Here is a 19,196-nt window from a genome sequence, read left to right as displayed (position 1 = left end):
CGAGGCTACCGACCCTTCCCACGAAAGCGTCCGCCGGCCCATTTTCACCGGCAAGCGCGCGCTTGGTCCCGCATCACGGCATAGTCGATCAGCATCTCCGCTATCGCAGAGCCTTCCGGCAGGAGGGCCAGCTCGTCGGCCGCCTGCGCCTGGAACTCCCGACTGTAATCGACCACGGGCGGACATGTTCTGACGGCGCGCCCGTCAGAACTCACCGCTGCGCAGCCGCTGAGCAAGCTCGTTGCGATCGCGAGGACGGCGAGCCGCCGCATCCAGCATCCTGCGTTGGACATCATTGGCCTTCTCCATGGTCTCGAGGCGTTCAGCGAGGCGTCCCGCTTGCTCCCCAGACCGCCGAAGCGACAGCAGGAACAGAAGCACGGCGAGGACGATGGCGCCGTAGCGCAGCGCCGCCCGCACCCACGGGCTGGCCGCGATCCCGGTGAGGAGCCCGGCGATCACCGCCGGCCCCGCTTCCAGTCATCGAGGCGAGCATAGATGGTGACCGCGATGCCGCCGAGCGCCACAAGGATGAACAACCAGCGCAGGGTGTCGAGATACGGCACAAGCGGCAGGATGGCGGATTGGGTCTCTGCCAGGACGCTCTGCGCGACTTCCACCCCGGCCGCGCCGAGCGTCGCGACACCCGCCGCCCCGCCGCCCTTCATGGTGCGGCTTTCGGCCAACACCTCGCGCGCGGGCGGCGTCTCGGCGGCGAAGGACGTCTCCCGGACCGGGAACCGCTCACCCCACTGGCGCGGGGGGCCGAGGTCGACATGCATGAACCCCGAGCGGGGATAGAAGCCGAAGCCGAGGAACCCGACCTCCCGCGCCGCCGCCTCGAACGCCGCCGGGTTGTGGTTCGCCATGGCGATGTCGAAGGCGGCGCCGTCCATGTGCTTCGACCGGGTCGCGCCGCCGACAGCGCGATTGTGCTCGGGGCTGCGATAGGCGGAGCGGACGATCAGCGGCTTGCCCAGCCGGTCGCGCAGCGCCTGCAGCTTGTCGAGCGCCGTTTCGTTGACCAGCAGTTTGCCAGTACCCCGGCAGGCGATCTCGGCAGGGCTGAAATTCGGCCAGCGCCAGGTGCTCTCAGGCACGTCGCGCCAATGGCGGTGGAAAGTTGTGGTCATGGGGTCCTCCAAAACAAAAAACTCGCCTCGAGGGCGGGTGCGGTTGGACTGATGAATGGTGATCGAGCGCGGCTACGGGCTGCCGCCGAAGATCTTGAGCTTGATGGCGATACCGGCGAGCAGCGCCAGCATGACGCCGGTTGTGATCATGCGGACGGCGGTCTGCATCGCCGTGCGCCGCTCCAGACGGATGCAATCCACGAGGGAGCGCAGATCGCGGATGTCGAGCGCGGCCTCGTCGCCGTCGAGGCCCACATCGGCCAGCGCGCGCTTCGCGCCTTCCTCGGCCGCCCGGGTCAGGATCGCCTCGAACTCGGCGTCGGGCATGCGGACGAAGCCCTCGGATCGGGGTGGTGTCATCGGATCGTCCATCCCCAGCTCAGCCGATCTTGCAGCCCCAGAAGGACGTGTGATCGGCGGCGAAGTAGCCGTCCGCGACCCGGAAATACCCCTGCAGCTCGACGGTATCGCCGGCCGTCAGCGGGACCATGGTCTGCAGCCAGATCGCGGTGGCGAGCGAGACATGGGTGGCGGAGATTTCACCGAGGGAGCCGCGGATTTCGGTCGTGCCGTTCAGCACGAGCCGCCCGCGCATGCGGGCCGTGGCGCTGGCGTTGATCTTGTAGAGGAGTGTCGCGCCGAAGAGGTAGGTGCCGTCGACCGGCGCCACGAAGTGGTTGTTCGCGGCGTCGAAGGCCCCCTGGTCGTTGTAGTCGGTGTTGTTGAGGCCGATCTTCGTCCAGGCCCCGACGCCGACATAGTTGTCGTAGTTGGTGTACGCCTTGAACCGCGGCAGCCGGGGCTGGTCGACGATGCCGGTGGCGTTGTCGACGCTGAGCCCGTCGAAGAAGGTGCTGCCGTCGGCGGAGACCGCCAGCCGGAAGCGGTCGGAGCCGAAGAGCCCGACGAGCGCCTTCGTGATGAAGCCGGTCTGAAGCGTAAGGCCGAGATCGTCGCCCGCAGCCTCCTTGTTCATGGTGTAGAACAGATCGCCGGTGCCACCCTCGGCCGCGGTCTTCGCCGTCCAGAGCGCGGCATTCAGCTTGGCCGAGAACGGGTTCGACGCATCCGCCGTGGTGCCGAGCCCGAGCAGCGCCATGTTCTGCAGCGTCGCGGGCGTGGTGCCGGTCCAACTCGCGCCATCGTAGACCAGCAGCACGTCCTCGTCCTCGACCCAAGCCCGCCAGCCGGTCCGGGGCGGCAGGCGCAGCCAGGCGCCGTCGGTCCAGTGCGCGACGTTCAGATCCCAGCCGGCCCAATCGCCCGTCGCGCCCGAGCCGACGATGTAACGGTCACCATCGGCAGGGCTGCCGGGCGGGGCCGTCAGATCCCGGTCGAAAACCGAGAGCTGGACGAGACCGTCGAGCAGCCGCAGCGCCTCGTTGTGGGTGACATGCTTCTGGGCCTGCGCTGCCAGGATGTAGGGCAGCAGGAGATGGGTCGTGGCGTCGGACATGGGATCGCCTTCAGAACAGGAGCGTGACGGTCTCGGGCGCGCCCCGCCCGACGAGGGCGGAGAGCTGGAAGATGCGGATGTCGAGCGTGTCGCCGGGCCCGAGCGGCCCGCCCCAGTCGGCGGTTTGCTGGGCGGCGGTGTAGAGCGCGCTGGTCGTGGTCGTGCTCAGCACCCGCTTCACAGCAGGACCGTCGAGGATCTCGACCTCGTAGGCTTCCAGTTCCTCGCCGAGCGGCACCTCAAGCCCGCCCCAACTGTCGGCCGCGAGCGCGCGGGACCGGCGCGTCCAGCGGATCGTCAGATCGCCGGGACTGCGCGCCTTGCGCCACGGCTGCTCCACATGGGCCACGGAGAACGGCCGCAGCCCGACGCCCGCGGGCGCGAAGGCCTGCGCGACGTAGGTCTCGTCGCTGACCGGGCGGCTCGCCGGACCGATGCGCCAGTTCCAGGGGATGCCGAGATCGGCCTCGGCGATCGGCAGGGACGCCAGCGCGGTGTCCAGCACCACGACCCGCGCGCCCGCCGGCGCGGGGTTGCCCATGGCGCTTTCGGTGCCACGCTGGCCGCGCAGGAGACGTGTCAGCCGATATCGACCCGGCGCCAGAAGCTCTGCCGCGCCCGCCTGCACGATCTCCCAGACGCCGGGCGCGCTCTCGATCGCCAGCGCATTGGCCCCGCCGAACAGCGTCAGGTCGGTAACGCTTTCCAGCGTGCCGGTGAGCAGATCGATCACCAGCGCATTCCCGAGATCGAAGCGCGACGTGGGGCCCGCGTAGAGGTCCGAGACCAGCACCCCGATCCGGGCGCGACTGCCGAAGGTGGTCAGCAGCTCGAAGCCGTCTGTCGAAGGGCTGCGGAACACCGCCATCTCGCCGGGCCAGGGAACCGCGTGCGCGGCGACCAGCGGCCGATGCGCCGGCTGGTCCTCGGTCAGCTGCGGCAGGTCCATCAGCAGCGCATCCGGCGCGCCGAACACCACGGCCCGCGTCAGCGAGGCCGCGCGGGGATTGCCGGGCGGCAGGTCGTAGGTCGCCCTGTCCAGGCGGACCGCCTCGATGCCGCGGGCCTCGGCGTCGGCGACGGAGACGATCCGCAGTTCGACCAGCCGCCCGTCATGCTCCAGCCGGATCGCGTCGGCCGGATCGAGCGCCAGGCGCGAGGGCGGCAGACGGAACGCAGCCGTCTCGCGCCCCACCCACGCCTCCATCAGGGCGCGACGGCAGCGGCGTTCGGCCTCCTCGGGCGGCACCGCCATCTGGAAGGACTCGGAAGCGATGCGCGTGGTGTCGACCGTGATGCGCCGCGCCTCGACGAGGGCCGCGTCGTAATCCTCGTCGGCCCGCGCGACCTGCCACTTCAGCACCTGCGGGAGTTCGGTCTCCTGACCGCGCGTGAGCTCGAGGATGTCGCCGTCACGACCAGCTACCAGGTCGTCGGGCGCGAGGGTGGTGACGGAGGCCCGACCGCGCATGACGAAGCGGATCACGCCCTCGGTCTCCACCGCGTCGAAGCCGAAATGCCGCGACAGCGTAGTGATTGAGGCGCGTGGGCTTTCCAGCGCTGTGATGACGTAGCCCTCGACCGCGCCCCAGAGCCCGGTGACGTCGATCCGGGACTCGGGCAGCCCGGCGCGGAGACAGAGGTGGCGGACCAGCGCCGCGAGCGACACCGCTCCCAGCCGCCCGGTCAGCCAGTGGCCGAGCCGCCAGTTCGCGCCGTCCGTCCAGACGTCGGTCAGCGCGGGAAAGAACGGATAGGGCCGCGCGTCCCAGGTCCAGGCGGCGCATTCGGGCACATGCACCATGCGGCCGCCATAAACCGAGGACAGCGGGTTGTTCGCGGCCTCGCCCCACCAGAGATACGTCGCCTCGAGATAGGCGCGCTGGATGGCGTCATCCCGCCAGCCCCGCGAGAAATGCGGCGTGAAGCTCTCCGACGACTTCGGGTCGAAGAAGACGTTCGGCTGGTTGGTGCCCCGGTCGATGGCCGGGCAGCCGAGCTCGGTGAACCAGATCGGCTTCGACTGCGGCGCCCACGCCGTCGGCGTAGCGCTCTCCACCCCGCCCGGGCGGTCGTAGTGCGGATTCGACCACCAGGCTCGCAGATCCTTGTAGCGGAAAACCCACGGCTTGCTGGCGGCACCGTCGCTGATTGGCGTGCGCACCTGCGCGGAGCGGTCGGCGGCGCTGGCATAGAACCACTCGAAGCCTTCCCCGCCCGCAATGTTCCCCTGCAGGTAGGCGCGGTCGTAGATCGCAGGCCAGCCCTCGGCCGCATCCGCATGTTCGAACCCGTCGCGCCAGTCCGACAGCGGCATGTAGTTGTCGATGCCGACGAAATCGACGTTGCCGTCCGCCCAGAGCGGGTCGAGATGAAAGAACACGTCGCCCGAACCATCGCCCGGCTGGTGTCCGAAATACTCCGACCAGTCGGCCGCGTATCCGATCCTGGTGCCGGAGCCGAGGATCAAGCGCACATCGCCAAGCAGATCCCGATAGGCCTGCACGGCGGGATAGATGCTGGCGCCCGAGCGGATCGTCGTCAGCCCCGGCATCTCGGTGCCGATCAGGAAGGCGTCGACGCCGCCTGCGGCCGCGCAGAGATGGGCGTAGTGCAGCACCATGCGCCGCAGGCCCCAGTCGCCGGGCGTTCCGGTCCACGAAACCGTCTGACCCGAGACGCTGTAGCTCGCGGGCGTGGCCGCGCCGAACAGCGCCGCGACCTGGCTTGCGGCCGTGGCGGTCTTGTCCACGGTCCCCGCGAACCCTGCCGCCGGAGAACAGGTGATCCGCCCCCGCCACGGGAAGGCGGGCTGGCCAGTCTCGGCGGCGTTGTCGGAATACGGGTTTGGCAGCGTGTTGCCGGGCGGCACATCCATCAGGATGAACGGATAGAAGGTCACGCGCAGCCCGCGCGCCTTCATCTCCTCGATCGCCTGCACCACGGCGAAATCGGACGGCGTGCCGCCATATACGGGGCGGTCTTGCTCGTCCCGGCTGACGAGGAAGGCGCCGGCGCGGCTGACGCCATTCACCGACCAGCTGGCGGGCGTGGTCGACTTGGCCGACACCTCGACGCCGGGCCGCACCTTGCACGATCCCGCGCGCAGATCGTCGCCGAACCACGCCACCACGAGGCTGACGCTCTCGACCGCCGGGGTCATTGCCTGCAGCCGGTCCAGCGCCTCCACCATGTCGGTGGAGTCGGCCAGCGCGTTCAGGTTCTCGGGCACTGTCGCGCCGCCATCGGTCTTGCGGATGGCCTGCGTGGCATAGGTGAATTCGCCCGAGGCCGGGATCATGGTGACGGCGCGGGTCAGCCCCTCGGCGGTGTCGGGATCGGCGAGCGGCCGGAACACTTCGAAAGAGAGCTGCGGCAGGCGGTTTCCATGGGTGGAGAGCGCCAGTTCCTCGAAGACCACATAGGCCGTGCCGCGATAGGCCGGGGTGTTGGCCGCGCCCATCCTCGCGGCGATGAACGGATCGGGACCTTGAGCCTCACCGCCCGGATACCAGCGCCAGGTGACGCCGGAGAGGTCCATCGGCTTGCCGTCGGCCCAGATGCGGCCGATGCCGGTGATCGGGCCTTCGCACAAGGCGACCGCGAAGCTGGCGTAGTACAGATACTCGGTGGTCTTGACCTTGCCGCCCCCGCCACCCTTGCCGCCGCCCTGCGTGGTGGTCTTCGTCTCCTCGCGGAAATCCGTCGCCCAGATGATGTTGCCGCCCATCCGCATCCGGCCGTAGAGCCGTGGGATCACCGCGCCCTCGGTTGAGGACGTTATCCGGAGACTGTCGAGCCGCGCGCCCTCGATGCGCTGCGTGGGCGCCAGCGACGAGATGATCCAGCTGTCGACGACCGAGCCGATGCTGGAGCCGATGAAGCCGCCGATGGTCGCGGCGCTGACGCCGAGGATCGCGCCGCCGATCGAACCGCCAATGGCGGCGCCAGCGGCACCGAGAACGAGGGTGGCCATGGTCGGGGTCTCAGCGTTGCGGGAACAGGAAGGCGAAGGCGATGCGCCGCCGCCAGGCTTGCGTCAGCGGCTCCTCGATCACGCCAAGCCGCTCGTAGGCGTGGAGGAAGGTGGCAGGCCCGGTCAGGATGCCCACATGCTTGGAGATGGCGCGGGGCTTCATGCGGAAGAGGACCAGCGCGCCGGGACCAGCCTCGGCGGGCGACACCTCGATCATCATGGCGCGCGCGCCGTCGGCCAGCACCTCGCGCGGTCCGGTCTCGCCCCAGTCGCGGCTGTAAGGCGGGATCGGGAACGGTTCGGGGCCGACGATCTCGCGCCAGACGCCCCGTGCAAGCCCGAGGCAATCGCAGCCAACGCCGCGCAGGCTCGCCTGGTCGTGGTAGGGCGTCCCGAGCCAGGACCGAGCGATAGCGATGGCGCGCAGGGGATCGGTCACGGTTCCCTGAGAGACCGCTGGCTCAGATTGATACCGAGAAGTATCACGAGCAGCGTCAGGTTGGTGGAAGGTGGGTTCTTTTATCATATTGAAGATCCCTTTGGCTCACCCTGTGACAGAAAGAGACACCTGTATGCGCGCATCATGAGTATCAAAAAACCATGATGATTCTTGTTTTGGTCACCTTAAGGGATCATTCTCCTCCAGAGACTAGGAGGCTCGAACATGACCACTGCAATCCATCCGGACGCACTTAAGCACTTCCGAGACCGCAAGCGCTGGACTCAGGAACAACTGGCTGAAGCCACCAAGGGCAAGAACAAGGTCAGCCTGCCTACCATCAAGCGCATCGAGAGCACGAAGGACGGCACCTACCCGGCCAATGACCGGGTCGCAGAGGGCTTGGCGAAAGCACTTGGCGTCACCCTTGATGAGCTTTCCAAGCCCCCCACGGACGAAGCAGAGCGCGAGGCGTCTCTCCGGCAGTTCGGCTACCGGCCGTTGCGCACGATGCTCGATGCAGAGACGGCCATGGCGTTCAACATGGTCCAACACATCTATGGCATTCCGATTCATTCGCAGATTGTGATGGCGCCGCTGTTCGCCGCATTGCTTGCTGAAGGAAGCCTCACGTGGCGGCGTGAGCGGGTCGCGGAGATAGAAGACGCTGCTGCAAGGCTGATGGCCCTTGGCGGAGGCCATTTTTCTTTCGCGAATTCTGCTTATCGCGCTGAAGACGGAGCATCTTACGAGAAGAGATGCATCGAGAATCGCGATCTATTTGGCAATGATATCTGGGACGACGTATACGATCTCGGTTACGACCCTTCGCAGAACAACCCTTTTGCGGATTTCATCAAGCATTTCGCAAGCAAGCTGGACGCAAAGACCGTCTCTTTCGAAGGAGATTGGTCAACCTCCAGCTGGAAGACCAGCGAGGGCATGCCAGAATATCGGATAGGTGCCGACCTGATCAGCGAACTAACCGGAGAAGATCCCGATGCCGAATATGCACTTTTGCGAGGACACGCTCGGCTGAAGGATATTCCTGCTGATCTGCTCGGCAGCGAAAAGGAGGTCGAGCGGATCGCTTGGATCATAGGCCGAATTCCTGAAGATGAACTCGCTAAGCGCAAGACGGACCGCGATGAGCTCATGTCACTGATTGGCGACTTCGATATCCCGGTTTCGGCGGAGAATTCCGATCAGGCGAAGGAGGACGACGATGCATGACCTTCGCTTCACCCAACACGCCGAAACACGGATGCGCCAGCGCGGCTATCGAAACGCCGATGTCAGTCTAGTTCTCAGTGTAGCGACGCGTGTAGCCGACGACGCGTTCTTTCTCAGCGACAAGGATGCAGCCCGCGAGATCCAGCGACGCCGGCACGAGATTCAGCAACTCGAACGTCTGCGAGGGACCAAACTCATTGTTGAGTGCGAGAACGTCATCACGCTTTACCATTCCGACCAGAAGCTATCTCGCCCAGCCAGCAGCAAACGCAGGAGGTCGTCATGAAGTGCGAAACCCCTGAGCAAACGGCGCTCGTGTCTTTGCCTATCTCCCTCATTGAAGCGATGCTCAAGATGCGTTCCGCCCTTGATGACAATCTCGCATCGGCACTTGAGAAAAGCGTTAACGTTACTCCGGCCTCGAACAAAGCCATATTCAATCAGCCGGTTCCCAATTTCGCTGCCCCGGAACGTGGCAAGTACGCCGCTGAGTTTCTCGGGGTTGGTTTCTCTGTGAACACCTTGGCTGACGTTTTCGGTCGGGTTGTTGATATGATGGCCGACGTTGCGCCGGAAGCATTGGTCGAGCTTGCAGCAATCCGCACCCGAGGACGGCGGTATGTCTCGCGGGAGCCGCGCGACATTCATCCCCGCAGCCCTCATCTCCCGGTCACGCAGACCGAGTCTGGGTGGTGGATCAGCAAGAACATCAGCCAAGACCAACTGAAACAGGCACTTCGCAACCTCTGCAATGTGTCGGGGCTGGGCTTCGGGAAAGACCTTAAATTCCCGCTGCGGCAGCCCCACCGATAAAGCCGACGTTCCCATCACTGCGGCGTTCTCTTCCACCACGTTCAGAGAACGCTCCCCTCGTGACCGCCATCCTTTGTGGCGTAGCGCAACACGGCATCCTGGCCCGGGATGTGCGGGAAGCCGCGGAAGTTCGCGGTGTTGGCGAATTTCGCCCCGCAGGTTTCCATCCGCTTGTCGCAACCTGCGCGAATCGTGAACGCGTCCCCATCGGCGATCCCACGCACCGGCGCTTCGAGCAGTGTCAGGATTGCCACGCCGTCAGTCACGTCATGGGCCAAAACCTCGGTGCGCCGCCCCGCGTTTGCGCCGCTGGTCCATTCGATGGTCCCGAAGGTGAACCAGCCAGAGGCGAAGCCGCCGAGGCCCCAGGCGGTGAAGGCGCGTTCGCGTAGGAGATCGATCACCGCGCCTGTCCCCTTGAAGGCCGGATCCTCGAGATCGACGCCGCAGCGCGCATCGCCAAGGGCGGCACCGCAGGCCGCCTGGAAGGTCCGCCCCACCGTCTGGCCCAGCACATGCGCGAGCGAGCGAACTTCGGCGACGAAGGCCAGCCGCCCGCGCCGGATCTGGCCGATGGCGCCCCGGCGCATCAGCACGCGCTGGCCGGTGTCCGCCCAGTTGACGCGCCAGACCTCGACCGCCGCGTTGTCCCAGCGGCCGTCGAGAATGTCGGTCTCGGCTATCTGGTCCGAGGTCAGCACGCCTTCGGCGTCCTGCGCGTCGACCGACAGGTCCGATACCGAACGAACCTCGGAAGCGGTCAGCCCGCTCTCGGGCTCGAAGTCCGAGCCATCGAAGTTCAGCGTCCGGTCGTGATCGGTGAAGCCGAAGGTGACGCCGTCGGCCCGCGTAATCCGCCAGCACCAGGCGAGCGTTGTCGTGCCCTCGTCGAGATGGGCCTGCAGGGCGGGAGTGAGGGATTTCATCGGCGCAGTTCCAGCAGCGGAATGGAGGTGATCGAGCCGAGCCGCTCGAGGTCGAGCGTCACGTCGAGCGCATCGGTGTCGAAGCGGACGGGTACGTCGAACTCGAACGCCGCGGTGATCGCGACGCCAGCGCCCGGCGCGGCGCTGAAGGTGACGATGCCGGTCGTGGTGTCGACGGACCAGCCGGAGGGCTGCTCGACGCCCGACAGCGCGATGCGCACGCTGCCCGCCACCGGCTTGGCGATGGCGCGCGTCCAGGATTGCCCCCCCGAGGCGTAGCGCTTGACCAACTGGAAGGCGGTCGTCGCGCCGTCGCCGGTGCCAATCGACTGATCGGTCGGCGACAGCGTGCCCGAAGGCAGGCAGGACTTGTGATCGCCCCAGTCCTTGAAGCGGAAACCGTGGAGCCGCCCGTTCCGCGCTTCGAAAAAGGCGACGACCGCCGCCAGGTCGTCGGCGCGGCGGACGCCATAGGCGACGTCGTAGCGGCGGCGCGAATTGGCCCAGCTGGCGTTCCGCTCCTCGTCGCCCGTGGCGAGCTCGACGATCTGGGTGCGCCGCTCGGGCCCGCCCCGCGCGCCGCGGCTGATGTCGTCGGGAAACCGGACCTCGTGAAACGCCATCACATGCCCCTCCGCCCGAGCGAAACGGCACGGGCGATGTCCGCGGCGACCTGCGTGCGGGACTGCCGGAAGCTCTCGGCGTCGCGCGCCATGATGGTGACGTTTACCCCGCCCGCGCCGTAGCTCTGCGCCTCTCGGCGCGACAGCACCCGCTCACCACGCTGCAGGATCGCGGGCACCTCATCATGCCGAAGTCCGGCCATGCCGCCGGAATGCATCCGGGGCGAAGCGGCGAAAGCCATGGCCGGGACCAAGCGTGAGGGCCCGGCCGATCCGACCATCCCGCCCGCATGCAGGACGTTGGCGAAGATGCCGCCCGCACCGGAGAACACGCCGGAGAGCGCATTGGCGATCGGCCCGAGGATGAACCGCCGCGCCGCCAGCTGGGCGAGATCGGCCAGGAGCGACGTCACCAGATCGCGGAAGTTCAGCTTGCCGGTCTTCACGAACTGGCCCACCGCGTTCTCCGCCGACTGGAAGGCGCCGACGAGGCTCTGGCCGATGTCGCCACCGATGTCGCGGGCCTTGCTGGCGTAATCGGAGAGCGCCGCCGTTACCGCCTGCCAGCCGGTGACGGCGGCTTCGGTGTCCGGCTCCGCTGCCGCAGCAGCATCTCCGGCCGCCACACCGGCGCCCGTCGCGGCGCGTCCGGCATCGCCGAGCGCCGTCTCCAGCCGCTCGGCCGCGCCGGTGGCATCGATCAGCGCATCGGCTCCGTCCTCATCGGTGCTGCGCACCGCATCGCGCAGGGCTTGCCAGCTTTCGAGCGGGGCGCGGGCCTCTTCGGCCAGATCGCGCGCGGCACCGCGATAGACGTTCGCGGACTCGAGCGCGCGGTTGGCCGCCACGGTCAGACCGAGATCGGGCGCGGTGAGCGGGTTGTCCTCGAACGCCCGGTCGAACGCCGCCTGCGCCGCTGTCGTCGCGGCGGTCGCCGCCCCTTCGAAGCGGTTCTCGATCTCGCCGAGGTCGAGGTCGGGCACCAGCGAGATGCGCCGCTCGGAGCCGAGCGCTTCGAGCCCCTGGTTGATCCCGCCGATAAAGCCGTTGATGCGCGAGACCACGCCGTTCAGCATCGCCTCGACGCCGTCGACCAGGCTGTTGGCCGCCTGGAACGCCAGATCGCCGATGGCGGCGGGCAGCAGACCCCAGATCGCCTTGATCGCCTCATAGGCGCCCTCGAAGGTGTTCGCGGCCGTGTTGCCGAAACCCACCACGCTCTCGATGGCGCTCTGCATGCCCGATGCGGCGTCGGCCTTAAGATCGAAGAACATCGCCGTGGCGGCCGCACCCGCCGCAGCTGCGCCCATCCTGATCCGCTCCCAGACCTCGACGGCGAGGTCTTTCAGCAGTGACATCGCCTCGCCAAACCCGCCCGCACCAGAGACGAGGCGGGTGAACTGGTAGACAAGCTCGCCCGCGCCGACGATCAGCGCCCCGATGCCGGTGCGGATCAGCGCCCCACGCAGGACGACGAGCGCGGTGGCAAGCCCGCGCACAGACAGGGCCGCAGCGGCCATGCCAGCGACCCAACGGCCCGCGAGGAAGGCTGCGAAGGTGGCAGCATAGGTGGTTAGGCGGCCAATGTTCTCGAAGAGCCCGCGAATGGCGATGCCGAGCGGGCCGGTGCGGCTGGCGACCGTCGCCATGGCGTCGGCAACGGCTTCGAGCGCGGGGGCTGCGGCGACAGCCAGCTGGTTCGACAGCCCGCGCCAGATCAGCCCGAGCCGCGAGATCGCGTCGTTCGTCCGCTCGATCTGGTCGGCATCCTGCTCCGAGACCACGACACCGAAGGCGAGGACGTCCTCCGTCGCCTGGCGCAGCGTCGCGGTGTCGATCCGCGACATGGCAATGGAGCCTTCCTCGCCGAAGAGCTGGCCTGCCACGGCGGCGCGTTCGGCGGCAGGCACGAAGTTCTCGATGGCGGCGTTGATCGCGCCGACGCGCTGGTCCAGCGGCAGGGCGATCAGCTCGTTGGCGGAAAGGCCCAGACGGTCCAGCGCGTCGGCGGCGGGACCGGTCCCGGCGGCCGCCTGGCTGAGGCGGCGCGTCAGATCCTTCGTCGCCTGTTCGATGCCGGACATCGACACGCCGGCCAACTCGCCCGCACGCTCCAAGGTCTGGATCGAGGCGACCGTGGTGCCGAGGGACTGCGCGAGCTTGGCCTGCGCATCGACCGTCTGCAGGCCGGAGCGGATCATCGCCACGCTAGCGGCGGCAGCGGCGGCCACGGTAGCGGCAGCCGCGACCCGGACCCGGCGCGAGAAGGCCGCGAGCCGGGCGTTGGCCGCTTCCATCTCCCGGCTCAGCCGTCCGAAGCCGCGCGACCCGGCCTCGCCCACGCCTTCCAGCTCGGCACGCACCTGCCGTCCGCCCACGGCCGCGAGGCGGACGCTGACCCTCTTCTCAGCCATGGGAGTGATCCATCTGTTCGTTGAGCTTGGCGACCATCACCGCTTCGATGACAGGCAGCAGTTCGGCCATGGCGAGCGGCGGCACGCCGAGTGCGTCACCGAGCGCGAGCGCCGCCGACATGTCCCAGCCGATCACCGCGCCGGGCAGGACACGCAGCTGGCCGCCGAGTCGGCCGACAAGGTCCCAGACCTGCCAACCCTCCGGCGTTGCCGGACGGTTCAGCCGCGCCGGGCAGTCCGGGCAGGCTTGCTCGCGGCCCTCGTAGGGTGCGCAGGCTTCGCAGTAGCGCTCGCCCCCGCCGAAGGACCATTCGGCGAGAGCGCGGAGGCGTTTTTTTCCTGTTCCAGCAGCAGACCCTTCGAGACGTAGGTCAGCTGGAAGGCTTCGAAGATCGGCCAGACATCGAGCAGCGCGTCGATGGCCTCCGGGCTCGGGTCGATCACGTTGCCGTCCGCGTCCCCGATGCCGTCCCAGGCGAGCACGGCACGCCGCGCGAGCGCCTTCGCGAAAGCGACGGCGCGTTCCTCGTCCGAGGCTTCTTCCGGAACTGCCTCGACGGCGGGATCGCTCCGGGTCGCCACCATTAGCGCCGTGGTCAGCGGGCGCAGCTGCACCCGGACGCCGGGGGCGACGTCGTGCCAGCGCGGCGCGTTGGTCAGGTCGAGCGTCAGCATCAATAAGTCTCCACGTCGTTCACGAGGGTTGCCGTGCACATCCGGCCGACGACGCTGTCGCGCGCGGCCTGCCAGTCGAAGGTCGCCTGCACGCCCTGCGGCCCGGAAATCTCGATCCGCGGGCGCGGCAGGTAGACGGCGTGCACAGTGAAGGTGAAGCTCTCGCCCGAGGGCAGCGCATAGCCGAACTCGAGCTCACACGGATCGCCGTTGATCGCTTGCGTCACCAGCGTGCTGTCGGCGAAGCGCACCTCGATGGAGCCGGTCAGCGCCGCGATGCTTGGGTCCGCGCCATCGATACGGCCGTCGTTCCGGATGGTCTCGATCCGGTCGAGGTTGTTGGCATAGGTGATATCGGCCGAAACGACGTTGCCAAGCGCCGTGCCATTCCGCGTGATCGCCCCGTTGAAATGACCGAAGCGCTTCAGCTCCAGCGCAGCAGGTGTTCCGGCGCTCGTCGTGGTCCCGACCGTTTCGCCCTGCGCCACCAGCCGCGCCGTCGCGGTCAGAAGCCCCGAGCGCTGCATCTGCCAGGTGATCTGGTCGAGCGCGCATCCGGAATACATCGCATAGCGCGGGACCTCCGGCATGCCGGTCTCGATCGACATGCTGGGCAGCGTCCAGGCCCCCGACTGGAACTCGTGCGTCCATGGGCCGGTGCCGCTGGTCGTCGGTGCACCGAAGGCCGCCTTCAGCCAGAAGCCGAAAGCCTCGGCGTCGAGCGGCACGACGACGTCGCCGTCGGCCGTGACCGCGTCCTTGATCGGCGCCAGCGGATCGCGGCCGTAGCCGAGAAGCTCCGAGTTCAGCAGCGGCTGCTCGGCCCCCAGCGACGTGCTGGCGAACGGCATGCGGGTGAAGCCGCTTGCGGGCGGCGTTCCATAGGTCGTCTCGAACGCAAGCGCCATCAGCGCCCGCGCCCCCTGGGCTCGTGCCATGGTGTTCTCCTTGATTTCGTTGAAGCGCGGTTGCGTTCGGTCGGGCCGTGCCGCACATGAAGTTCATGCGCAGTAATCATCCCAATTTCCCGCTCAGTAATTCCGGTCGGCGGATCATCACCCGGATGATCGTTTCTGTTCTCGCGATCACGGTTCTTTCGGTTGGCCCCGTCTCGGCGCAGACGAATACCGTGAGCGGCGCGGTCCTCTATGTGACGGACGGCGACACTTTCTCACTCCGTGGCGTCGATCGGCCGATCCGTGTCTGGGGCCTCGACGCTCCGGAGCGCGATGAGCGAGGCGCTTCCGCGGCGACGTCTACTCTGCGGCGGCTGGTCGCCGGGCAAAGCCTGACCTGTCGCGTGCGCGATATCGACCGGTATGGACGGATCGTCGGGCAGTGCTTCCTCGCCGATGGCCGCGATGTCGCGGCCCAGATGATCGCTGCCGGAGTGGCCCGTGAATACTGCTACTTCTCCGGTGGCTACTATGGGACCTGTCGCGGCAACTGACCAATCCGCCCTAAGCGAGCGCGTCGGCCGTGGAATAGTGAAGCAGGACCGGGATTACGGCAGCCTTCAGGCTGGCCGCGCCCTCAACCGACAAGTCCACTGCCCGCGGCGCTTCCGCCTCGGCCCAGTCACATAGTCCGCCCAGCGTGCGATCGGCCGCGAGCACCGTACCGATGCTCGCAGTCAGCGTGTCAAATGCGGCGTCACGGTCAGCGCCCTGCACGACCGCCTCGATCTCGGCGCGATGCTGGTAATGGTAGCGCAGGGGTGACAGCGTCACTTCGGGCTCCCCCGGCTCGCCTTCGCGCAAGATCAGCAGTCCTTCGACCGGCACACGCTCGGGCAGCACGTCACCGCGAAGGGCGGTAGCGGGTAGCGCCGAGAGCCGCGCGTGCAGCGCGGCGAGTATGGTTTCGCGTGGGGTGGGCATGTGGTATTCGAAACCTGGTCCAAAGTGGGTTGAGGCTTGAAATATTTGAAGTTTGGCGAACTCCCGAAGTTTAGTTCCACCAAGGTGAAGGCCGCCTCAGAAAAGATTTCTGCGGCGATCAAGTTCGCTGAGCCTCATGCCGACCGCGCTCTCGATTGGGGACGAAAGCAGCAAGAGAGGGCGAATTCGCACTTGCCGACCGCCAGCGAGATTGAAGCATGGACGCGGAAAAACGCAGAGCGCTATGACTGGCGCCCTAGGCCGGCATCGACCTCCTTGGAACATCTCGAGGAAACGCTCACGCAGATCGTCTCAGCAATCCGCCAGACATCCGACCGACGATCTCGGCTTTTTGTCAACGCCGTCATAGGCAAACTTGGCGGTGTTTTGACCGTGGGCGGGATCTCAGGCCTTGTCACTACATTTGGTGCAGCATCAACTGGCGCGGCCTTAGCTACCCTGCATGGTGCCGCAGCAACGTCGGCGCTGCATTTCTGGATAGGTTCTTTGGTCGGCCTTGGGGCCGTAGGCGGCAGCCTCATGTTGGTGGCAGGCGGTGTGGGCGCCGGCATTGCCGCGGGTTTTTGGGGCAAACGAAAGCTCTTTGGCAAGGCGCGTTCCGAAGACGACTTGCAGGAGCATGAGAAGGCTATCCTTGTGGCGTGCGTAACGCTGATCAACGCGACAAAGCAGCAACGAGAATTGAGCCAGACAGCCTCATCTGCAGAGATGCGGCTTGTCGCAGAACAAGTGCTCATTCCGCTGGCGAACCAGATCAACCAGCACTGGGATGATGCTTCCCTCAAAGAGAACGGAAAGTCCGAATGCGAACCATTCATGCGAACACTGGCCTACCTGCAACGGCGCAAGCTCGATCAGTGCAGAGCCGAACTGGGCCGGATCGCGCTGGCAGCGATGGAGAAGGACGCGGCGGCCTGACCCGAAGCGCTGCGGTCGTCGTTGCTGTCACCCTGCAGCGCCTGCTCGATGAACCCACTCGTTCCTGGTCGATGGAGGAAGAACTTGTCCTCGATGCCCTCAGGCGGTCGGCGACAAACCTGAACGGTGCCACTACAGAGGAACTGGCCGTTTACATCTCTGAGCTTACTCCCGAACAGCTTCGAGGTGTCGTGTCCAACGTGAAGGGCATCTACCACGAGTTGCTTTTCGTCCATGCTGAAAACATCGACGCAGATGACGTTGCCGCGCGGGTGTTCGAGGCGACCAACCATCCCGGCGCAGATGTGGAGTTCATTGTTAATGGTGATGTCATCCATGCCGTTCAGCTAAAGGCAGTCGCCTCTCCGGCCGCGATCTTCGAGCATCTTGCCCGCTATCCGGGCATCGAAGTTGTCGCGACGGAAGAAGTGGCGGCAGTCGTTTCCGCTGCAAGTGGTTCAGGTTTCTCGAATGCGGCGATATCTGGCGATGTTTCACGCGTGTTCACCGAACTGCCGAGAGACAGTGTGGCGGTCGAAATAGCAGAAGGCGCAGCAACCTCCGCTCTGTTGGCGGGAGCCATCTCTGCGGCTCAGGTTCTGCGATCCGGCAAGGTTTCCCGGCAGCAGTTCGCGACGGCGTTTGGCGACGTCTCCGTAGGCGTCATAACGGCGACAGCATTGGACGTTCTCCTCGACGGACTGGCCTAATTTCAACGACCCTCCACCCAATTCGCCACCATCAGCCCCGGCACGCTGTCCAATGCCCGGTCGGCATCCCGCGCCAGATCCAGCCGCTTCGGCAGCTTGACCTGCGGCACCAGCAGGAAGATCGGCACCGTCGTGCGCCCGCGACCGGTCTTCGAGCGTGACGCAACCCCAAGCCCGCGGCTGTTCAGCCGGCCTTCGGCCACCAGCAGGCTCGGACCTAGCCGGCGGTAGACGAAGCGGAGACGCAACCCACGGCGGCGTTCCCATTCGCCGGGGGTGATCTTGGCGCCGCGCAGACCACGGCCGGCGGCCTCGGTCGGGATCGCGAGCCAGAACCCGTCTTTCGAGCGGATCAGCGGGCCGGTGTCGTGGGCGCCGACGACGACCGGGGCCTTGGACCAGACCAGCGCCGCGGCGTTAAGGCTCTCGCCGGCCTTCGGGTAGGTCTGGCTCCGGATCGAGTTGGCGAGCCGTCGGCCGAGCCCCGCGCCGGTGATCTGCCCGCGCCAGGCGGTCTTGAGCCCGGTCCCGGCTTCGCGCATGGCAACTGTGACGGCCTTCTCGCCGGCCTTCACCTCGGCGGCCATGGCGGCGACGAGATCGGGGGTGATGTCGAGCTTCAGCTTCATCGCTGTCAGGCCGGGCGCAGGTCCACGGTCCAGACGAGCCGCTCGCGGTCGCGGACGGGTTCGCCCTGGATGAGGAAAGCCTCGCCGTCGATCTCGATGCGGTCGCCGGGACGGGGCTGGGGCACCTCGGCGAGGCGCAGATCCAGCCGGGTGGTCTCCGACCAGATGCGCGCGTCGCCGAAGTTCGTGACGTCGTCGGGCCGGCGCAGGATCGCGCGGACCAGCGCGGGTGCGCCGCCCTCGGCGGTGTAGACGACGTCGCGCGCGAGATGCGCATCGGCGAAGAGCGCGTCGAGGGCGGCGGCGAAGGCGGTCATCAGGTCCGCCTTGCCGAGCGCAGAACCTGCGGCCGGGTGCAGATCGGCAGCGGGTTGCTCTCGATCTCGAGCCGCACCCACTCGTCGCGATCCCGGTCGGGGATCGTGCGCGCGTAGAGCGGCTGGCCGAGCGTGTTGACCGTCTCGAAGGTGTCGGCGGGGGCGTAGTAGATCTCGAAGAGCCCCTCGATGCCTTCCGGATAAAAGAACGCCTTGTCGGTCGGCACGGTGAAACCGACGCCGCCCCGGTAGCGGCGGAAGGTGATGCCGCCGAAGCTGACCTCGTCGGCGACGCGACCGCGCAGGTCAGCCGCCGCGGCGGTGTTCAGGTAGGTCTCCCGCACCTCCTTGTGGGCCACGAGATCGGCGAAGAAGGCCGAGCCGCATTCGGCGCGGATCTGCACGGCGCCGGCCGATAGCCCGCCCATCGAATCCTCGACGCTCTCGATCAGCGCCTGGCAGCGCTTGCGCAGCGCGCCCGAGGCCGGGCTCGCATTGTCGAGGTCAAAGTCGATCTCTGCCGCCGGCGTGATGCCGAACTCGGTGAAGTAGTTCACCACCGTCGCGTGGTCCTTCGGGTCCTTCACCAGCCCCTGGATGCCGTTCAGCAGGTGGTATTCGAAGGTGGTCTCGGCGTCCTGGCGGAGCTTGCGCAGGCGATAGGCCACCTCGGTCTGCACCTGCTGGGTCGCGCTTTCCGAGCCGAAGTCGCGGACGGACTGGATCTCGGAGGCCCAGAGCACGTCCTGTTTCTTGAACTGGCGGCAGATGAAGGCGCGCATCTCGCGCCGGTCGGGCACCTGCTGCTCGTAGGCCGAGCCGCGCTCAGAGAACGGGATCAGCGAGAGCGTGCCGTCGCGGCTCTCGATCACGACGGTGCGGGAGCGCACGCCGCGCGGGCTGAAGAGGTTCGAACCCGAGAGCAGCGCGGGCTTGAAGGGGATGTTCTCGAGCGCGCGGGTGAGCTCGATGATGGTGAAGGCATCGCCTTCGAAGATGTCCATGGTGGCCATGAGGATGCCTCCTGTCGAGA

General features: G+C 67.0%; 23 protein-coding genes. 6 read left to right on the top strand and 17 right to left on the bottom strand.

Translation table 11 applies throughout. The annotated features are described in order from the left end of the window. Nucleotides 1-44: 44 nt before the first annotated feature. From J5474_RS23205 to J5474_RS21420, 7 genes are all read right to left on the bottom strand, one after another. On the bottom strand, nucleotides 45-176 hold the full coding sequence (locus J5474_RS23205) for a hypothetical protein (protein WP_342454080.1): 132 nt from the start codon (nucleotides 174-176) through the stop codon (nucleotides 45-47). 28 nt (nucleotides 177-204) lie between these two features. Continuing rightward, a complete protein-coding gene (locus tag J5474_RS21445; protein WP_209363931.1) occupies nucleotides 205-462 on the bottom strand; it encodes a hypothetical protein in 258 nt (85 codons plus the stop codon). After that, nucleotides 459-1,133 (bottom strand): YcbK family protein, encoded by a 675-nt coding sequence (locus J5474_RS21440; RefSeq protein WP_209363929.1) that lies wholly within the window; start codon nucleotides 1,131-1,133, stop codon nucleotides 459-461. The genes J5474_RS21445 and J5474_RS21440 overlap by 4 nt, the downstream gene beginning before the upstream one ends. A 72-nt stretch (nucleotides 1,134-1,205) precedes the next feature. After that, nucleotides 1,206-1,493, bottom strand: a complete 288-nt coding sequence (locus J5474_RS21435) for a DUF6127 family protein (RefSeq protein WP_245216638.1) — start codon at nucleotides 1,491-1,493, stop codon at nucleotides 1,206-1,208. Between the two features lie 19 nt (nucleotides 1,494-1,512). Further along, entirely contained in the window at nucleotides 1,513-2,589 is a 1,077-nt protein-coding gene (locus J5474_RS21430) for a DUF2793 domain-containing protein (RefSeq protein WP_209363926.1), read from the bottom strand. 10 nt (nucleotides 2,590-2,599) lie between these two features. Beyond that, nucleotides 2,600-6,565, bottom strand: a complete 3,966-nt coding sequence (locus J5474_RS21425) for a baseplate multidomain protein megatron (RefSeq protein ID WP_209363924.1) — start codon at nucleotides 6,563-6,565, stop codon at nucleotides 2,600-2,602. A 10-nt stretch (nucleotides 6,566-6,575) separates the two neighbouring features. Further along, the gene (locus J5474_RS21420) at nucleotides 6,576-7,004 is read right to left on the bottom strand and encodes an NlpC/P60 family protein (protein ID WP_342454079.1); all 429 of its coding nucleotides are present in this window, start codon (nucleotides 7,002-7,004) and stop codon (nucleotides 6,576-6,578) included. A gap of 225 nt (nucleotides 7,005-7,229) precedes the next feature. Here J5474_RS21420 and J5474_RS21415 point away from each other — a divergent pair, with 225 nt between their 5' ends. Genes J5474_RS21415 through J5474_RS21405 form a run of 3 tightly spaced genes read left to right on the top strand, consistent with a single transcriptional unit; the run spans nucleotide 7,230 to nucleotide 9,050 of the window. Further along, nucleotides 7,230-8,237, top strand: coding sequence for a helix-turn-helix domain-containing protein (locus J5474_RS21415; protein ID WP_209363920.1), 1,008 nt, complete (start codon nucleotides 7,230-7,232; stop codon nucleotides 8,235-8,237). After that, a complete protein-coding gene (locus tag J5474_RS21410) occupies nucleotides 8,230-8,523 on the top strand; it encodes a hypothetical protein (RefSeq protein ID WP_209363918.1) in 294 nt (97 codons plus the stop codon). The genes J5474_RS21415 and J5474_RS21410 overlap by 8 nt, the downstream gene beginning before the upstream one ends. Further along, entirely contained in the window at nucleotides 8,520-9,050 is a 531-nt protein-coding gene (locus J5474_RS21405; RefSeq protein ID WP_209363916.1) for a hypothetical protein, read from the top strand. Before J5474_RS21410 ends, J5474_RS21405 begins: the two co-directional genes overlap by 4 nt. Before the next feature lie 41 nt (nucleotides 9,051-9,091). On the opposite strand, the gene J5474_RS21400 is transcribed toward J5474_RS21405, so the two are convergent. From J5474_RS21400 to J5474_RS21375, 6 genes are all read right to left on the bottom strand, one after another. Continuing rightward, nucleotides 9,092-9,976, bottom strand: a complete 885-nt coding sequence (locus tag J5474_RS21400) for a DUF2163 domain-containing protein (RefSeq protein ID WP_209363914.1) — start codon at nucleotides 9,974-9,976, stop codon at nucleotides 9,092-9,094. Continuing rightward, nucleotides 9,973-10,599 (bottom strand): DUF2460 domain-containing protein, encoded by a 627-nt coding sequence (locus tag J5474_RS21395; RefSeq protein ID WP_209363912.1) that lies wholly within the window; start codon nucleotides 10,597-10,599, stop codon nucleotides 9,973-9,975. The genes J5474_RS21400 and J5474_RS21395 overlap by 4 nt, the downstream gene beginning before the upstream one ends. Next, nucleotides 10,599-13,013, bottom strand: coding sequence for a phage tail tape measure C-terminal domain-containing protein (locus J5474_RS21390; protein WP_209363909.1), 2,415 nt, complete (start codon nucleotides 13,011-13,013; stop codon nucleotides 10,599-10,601). The genes J5474_RS21395 and J5474_RS21390 overlap by 1 nt, the downstream gene beginning before the upstream one ends. Beyond that, nucleotides 13,006-13,134, bottom strand: a complete 129-nt coding sequence (locus J5474_RS23055; RefSeq protein WP_023414271.1) for a DUF7697 family protein — start codon at nucleotides 13,132-13,134, stop codon at nucleotides 13,006-13,008. The genes J5474_RS21390 and J5474_RS23055 overlap by 8 nt, the downstream gene beginning before the upstream one ends. A gap of 98 nt (nucleotides 13,135-13,232) precedes the next feature. Beyond that, the gene (locus tag J5474_RS21380) at nucleotides 13,233-13,688 is read right to left on the bottom strand and encodes a hypothetical protein (protein WP_209363907.1); all 456 of its coding nucleotides are present in this window, start codon (nucleotides 13,686-13,688) and stop codon (nucleotides 13,233-13,235) included. After that, nucleotides 13,688-14,626 carry a phage tail tube protein gene (locus J5474_RS21375; protein ID WP_209363905.1) on the bottom strand — a complete coding sequence of 313 codons (939 nt, stop codon included), beginning with the start codon at nucleotides 14,624-14,626 and terminating at the stop codon, nucleotides 13,688-13,690. The genes J5474_RS21380 and J5474_RS21375 overlap by 1 nt, the downstream gene beginning before the upstream one ends. Nucleotides 14,627-14,682: 56 nt before the next feature. Between J5474_RS21375 and J5474_RS21370 the strand changes: the two genes are divergently transcribed. Beyond that, nucleotides 14,683-15,138 carry a thermonuclease family protein gene (locus J5474_RS21370; RefSeq protein ID WP_209363903.1) on the top strand — a complete coding sequence of 152 codons (456 nt, stop codon included), beginning with the start codon at nucleotides 14,683-14,685 and terminating at the stop codon, nucleotides 15,136-15,138. Nucleotides 15,139-15,148: 10 nt separating this feature from the next. Here the strand turns inward: J5474_RS21370 and J5474_RS21365 are convergent, their stop codons facing one another. Further along, nucleotides 15,149-15,568, bottom strand: coding sequence for an acyl-CoA transferase (locus J5474_RS21365; protein ID WP_209363900.1), 420 nt, complete (start codon nucleotides 15,566-15,568; stop codon nucleotides 15,149-15,151). Between the two features lie 36 nt (nucleotides 15,569-15,604). Here J5474_RS21365 and J5474_RS21360 point away from each other — a divergent pair, with 36 nt between their 5' ends. Both J5474_RS21360 and J5474_RS21355 read left to right on the top strand, forming a co-directional pair. Next, nucleotides 15,605-16,507, top strand: a complete 903-nt coding sequence (locus tag J5474_RS21360; protein WP_209363898.1) for a hypothetical protein — start codon at nucleotides 15,605-15,607, stop codon at nucleotides 16,505-16,507. Further along, nucleotides 16,447-17,217 carry a hypothetical protein gene (locus tag J5474_RS21355; protein ID WP_209363896.1) on the top strand — a complete coding sequence of 257 codons (771 nt, stop codon included), beginning with the start codon at nucleotides 16,447-16,449 and terminating at the stop codon, nucleotides 17,215-17,217. The genes J5474_RS21360 and J5474_RS21355 overlap by 61 nt, the downstream gene beginning before the upstream one ends. 2 nt (nucleotides 17,218-17,219) lie before the next feature. Here the strand turns inward: J5474_RS21355 and J5474_RS21350 are convergent, their stop codons facing one another. The 3 genes from J5474_RS21350 to J5474_RS21340 are packed head-to-tail and all read right to left on the bottom strand — an operon-like array spanning nucleotide 17,220 to nucleotide 19,176. Beyond that, nucleotides 17,220-17,846: a DUF6441 family protein gene (locus tag J5474_RS21350; RefSeq protein ID WP_209363894.1), complete on the bottom strand. Its 627-nt coding sequence runs from the start codon at nucleotides 17,844-17,846 to the stop codon at nucleotides 17,220-17,222. Nucleotides 17,847-17,851: 5 nt separating this feature from the next. Continuing rightward, nucleotides 17,852-18,163, bottom strand: a complete 312-nt coding sequence (locus tag J5474_RS21345) for a head-tail joining protein (RefSeq protein ID WP_209363893.1) — start codon at nucleotides 18,161-18,163, stop codon at nucleotides 17,852-17,854. Beyond that, nucleotides 18,163-19,176 (bottom strand): major capsid protein, encoded by a 1,014-nt coding sequence (locus J5474_RS21340; RefSeq protein WP_209363892.1) that lies wholly within the window; start codon nucleotides 19,174-19,176, stop codon nucleotides 18,163-18,165. Before J5474_RS21340 ends, J5474_RS21345 begins: the two co-directional genes overlap by 1 nt. Nucleotides 19,177-19,196 lie beyond the last annotated feature (20 nt).

Origin of the sequence: Sagittula salina (genome assembly GCF_017813235.1) — a bacterium.
Lineage (GTDB): Bacteria > Pseudomonadota > Alphaproteobacteria > Rhodobacterales > Rhodobacteraceae > Sagittula > Sagittula salina.
This window is presented reverse-complemented; position numbering and strand designations above follow the sequence as displayed.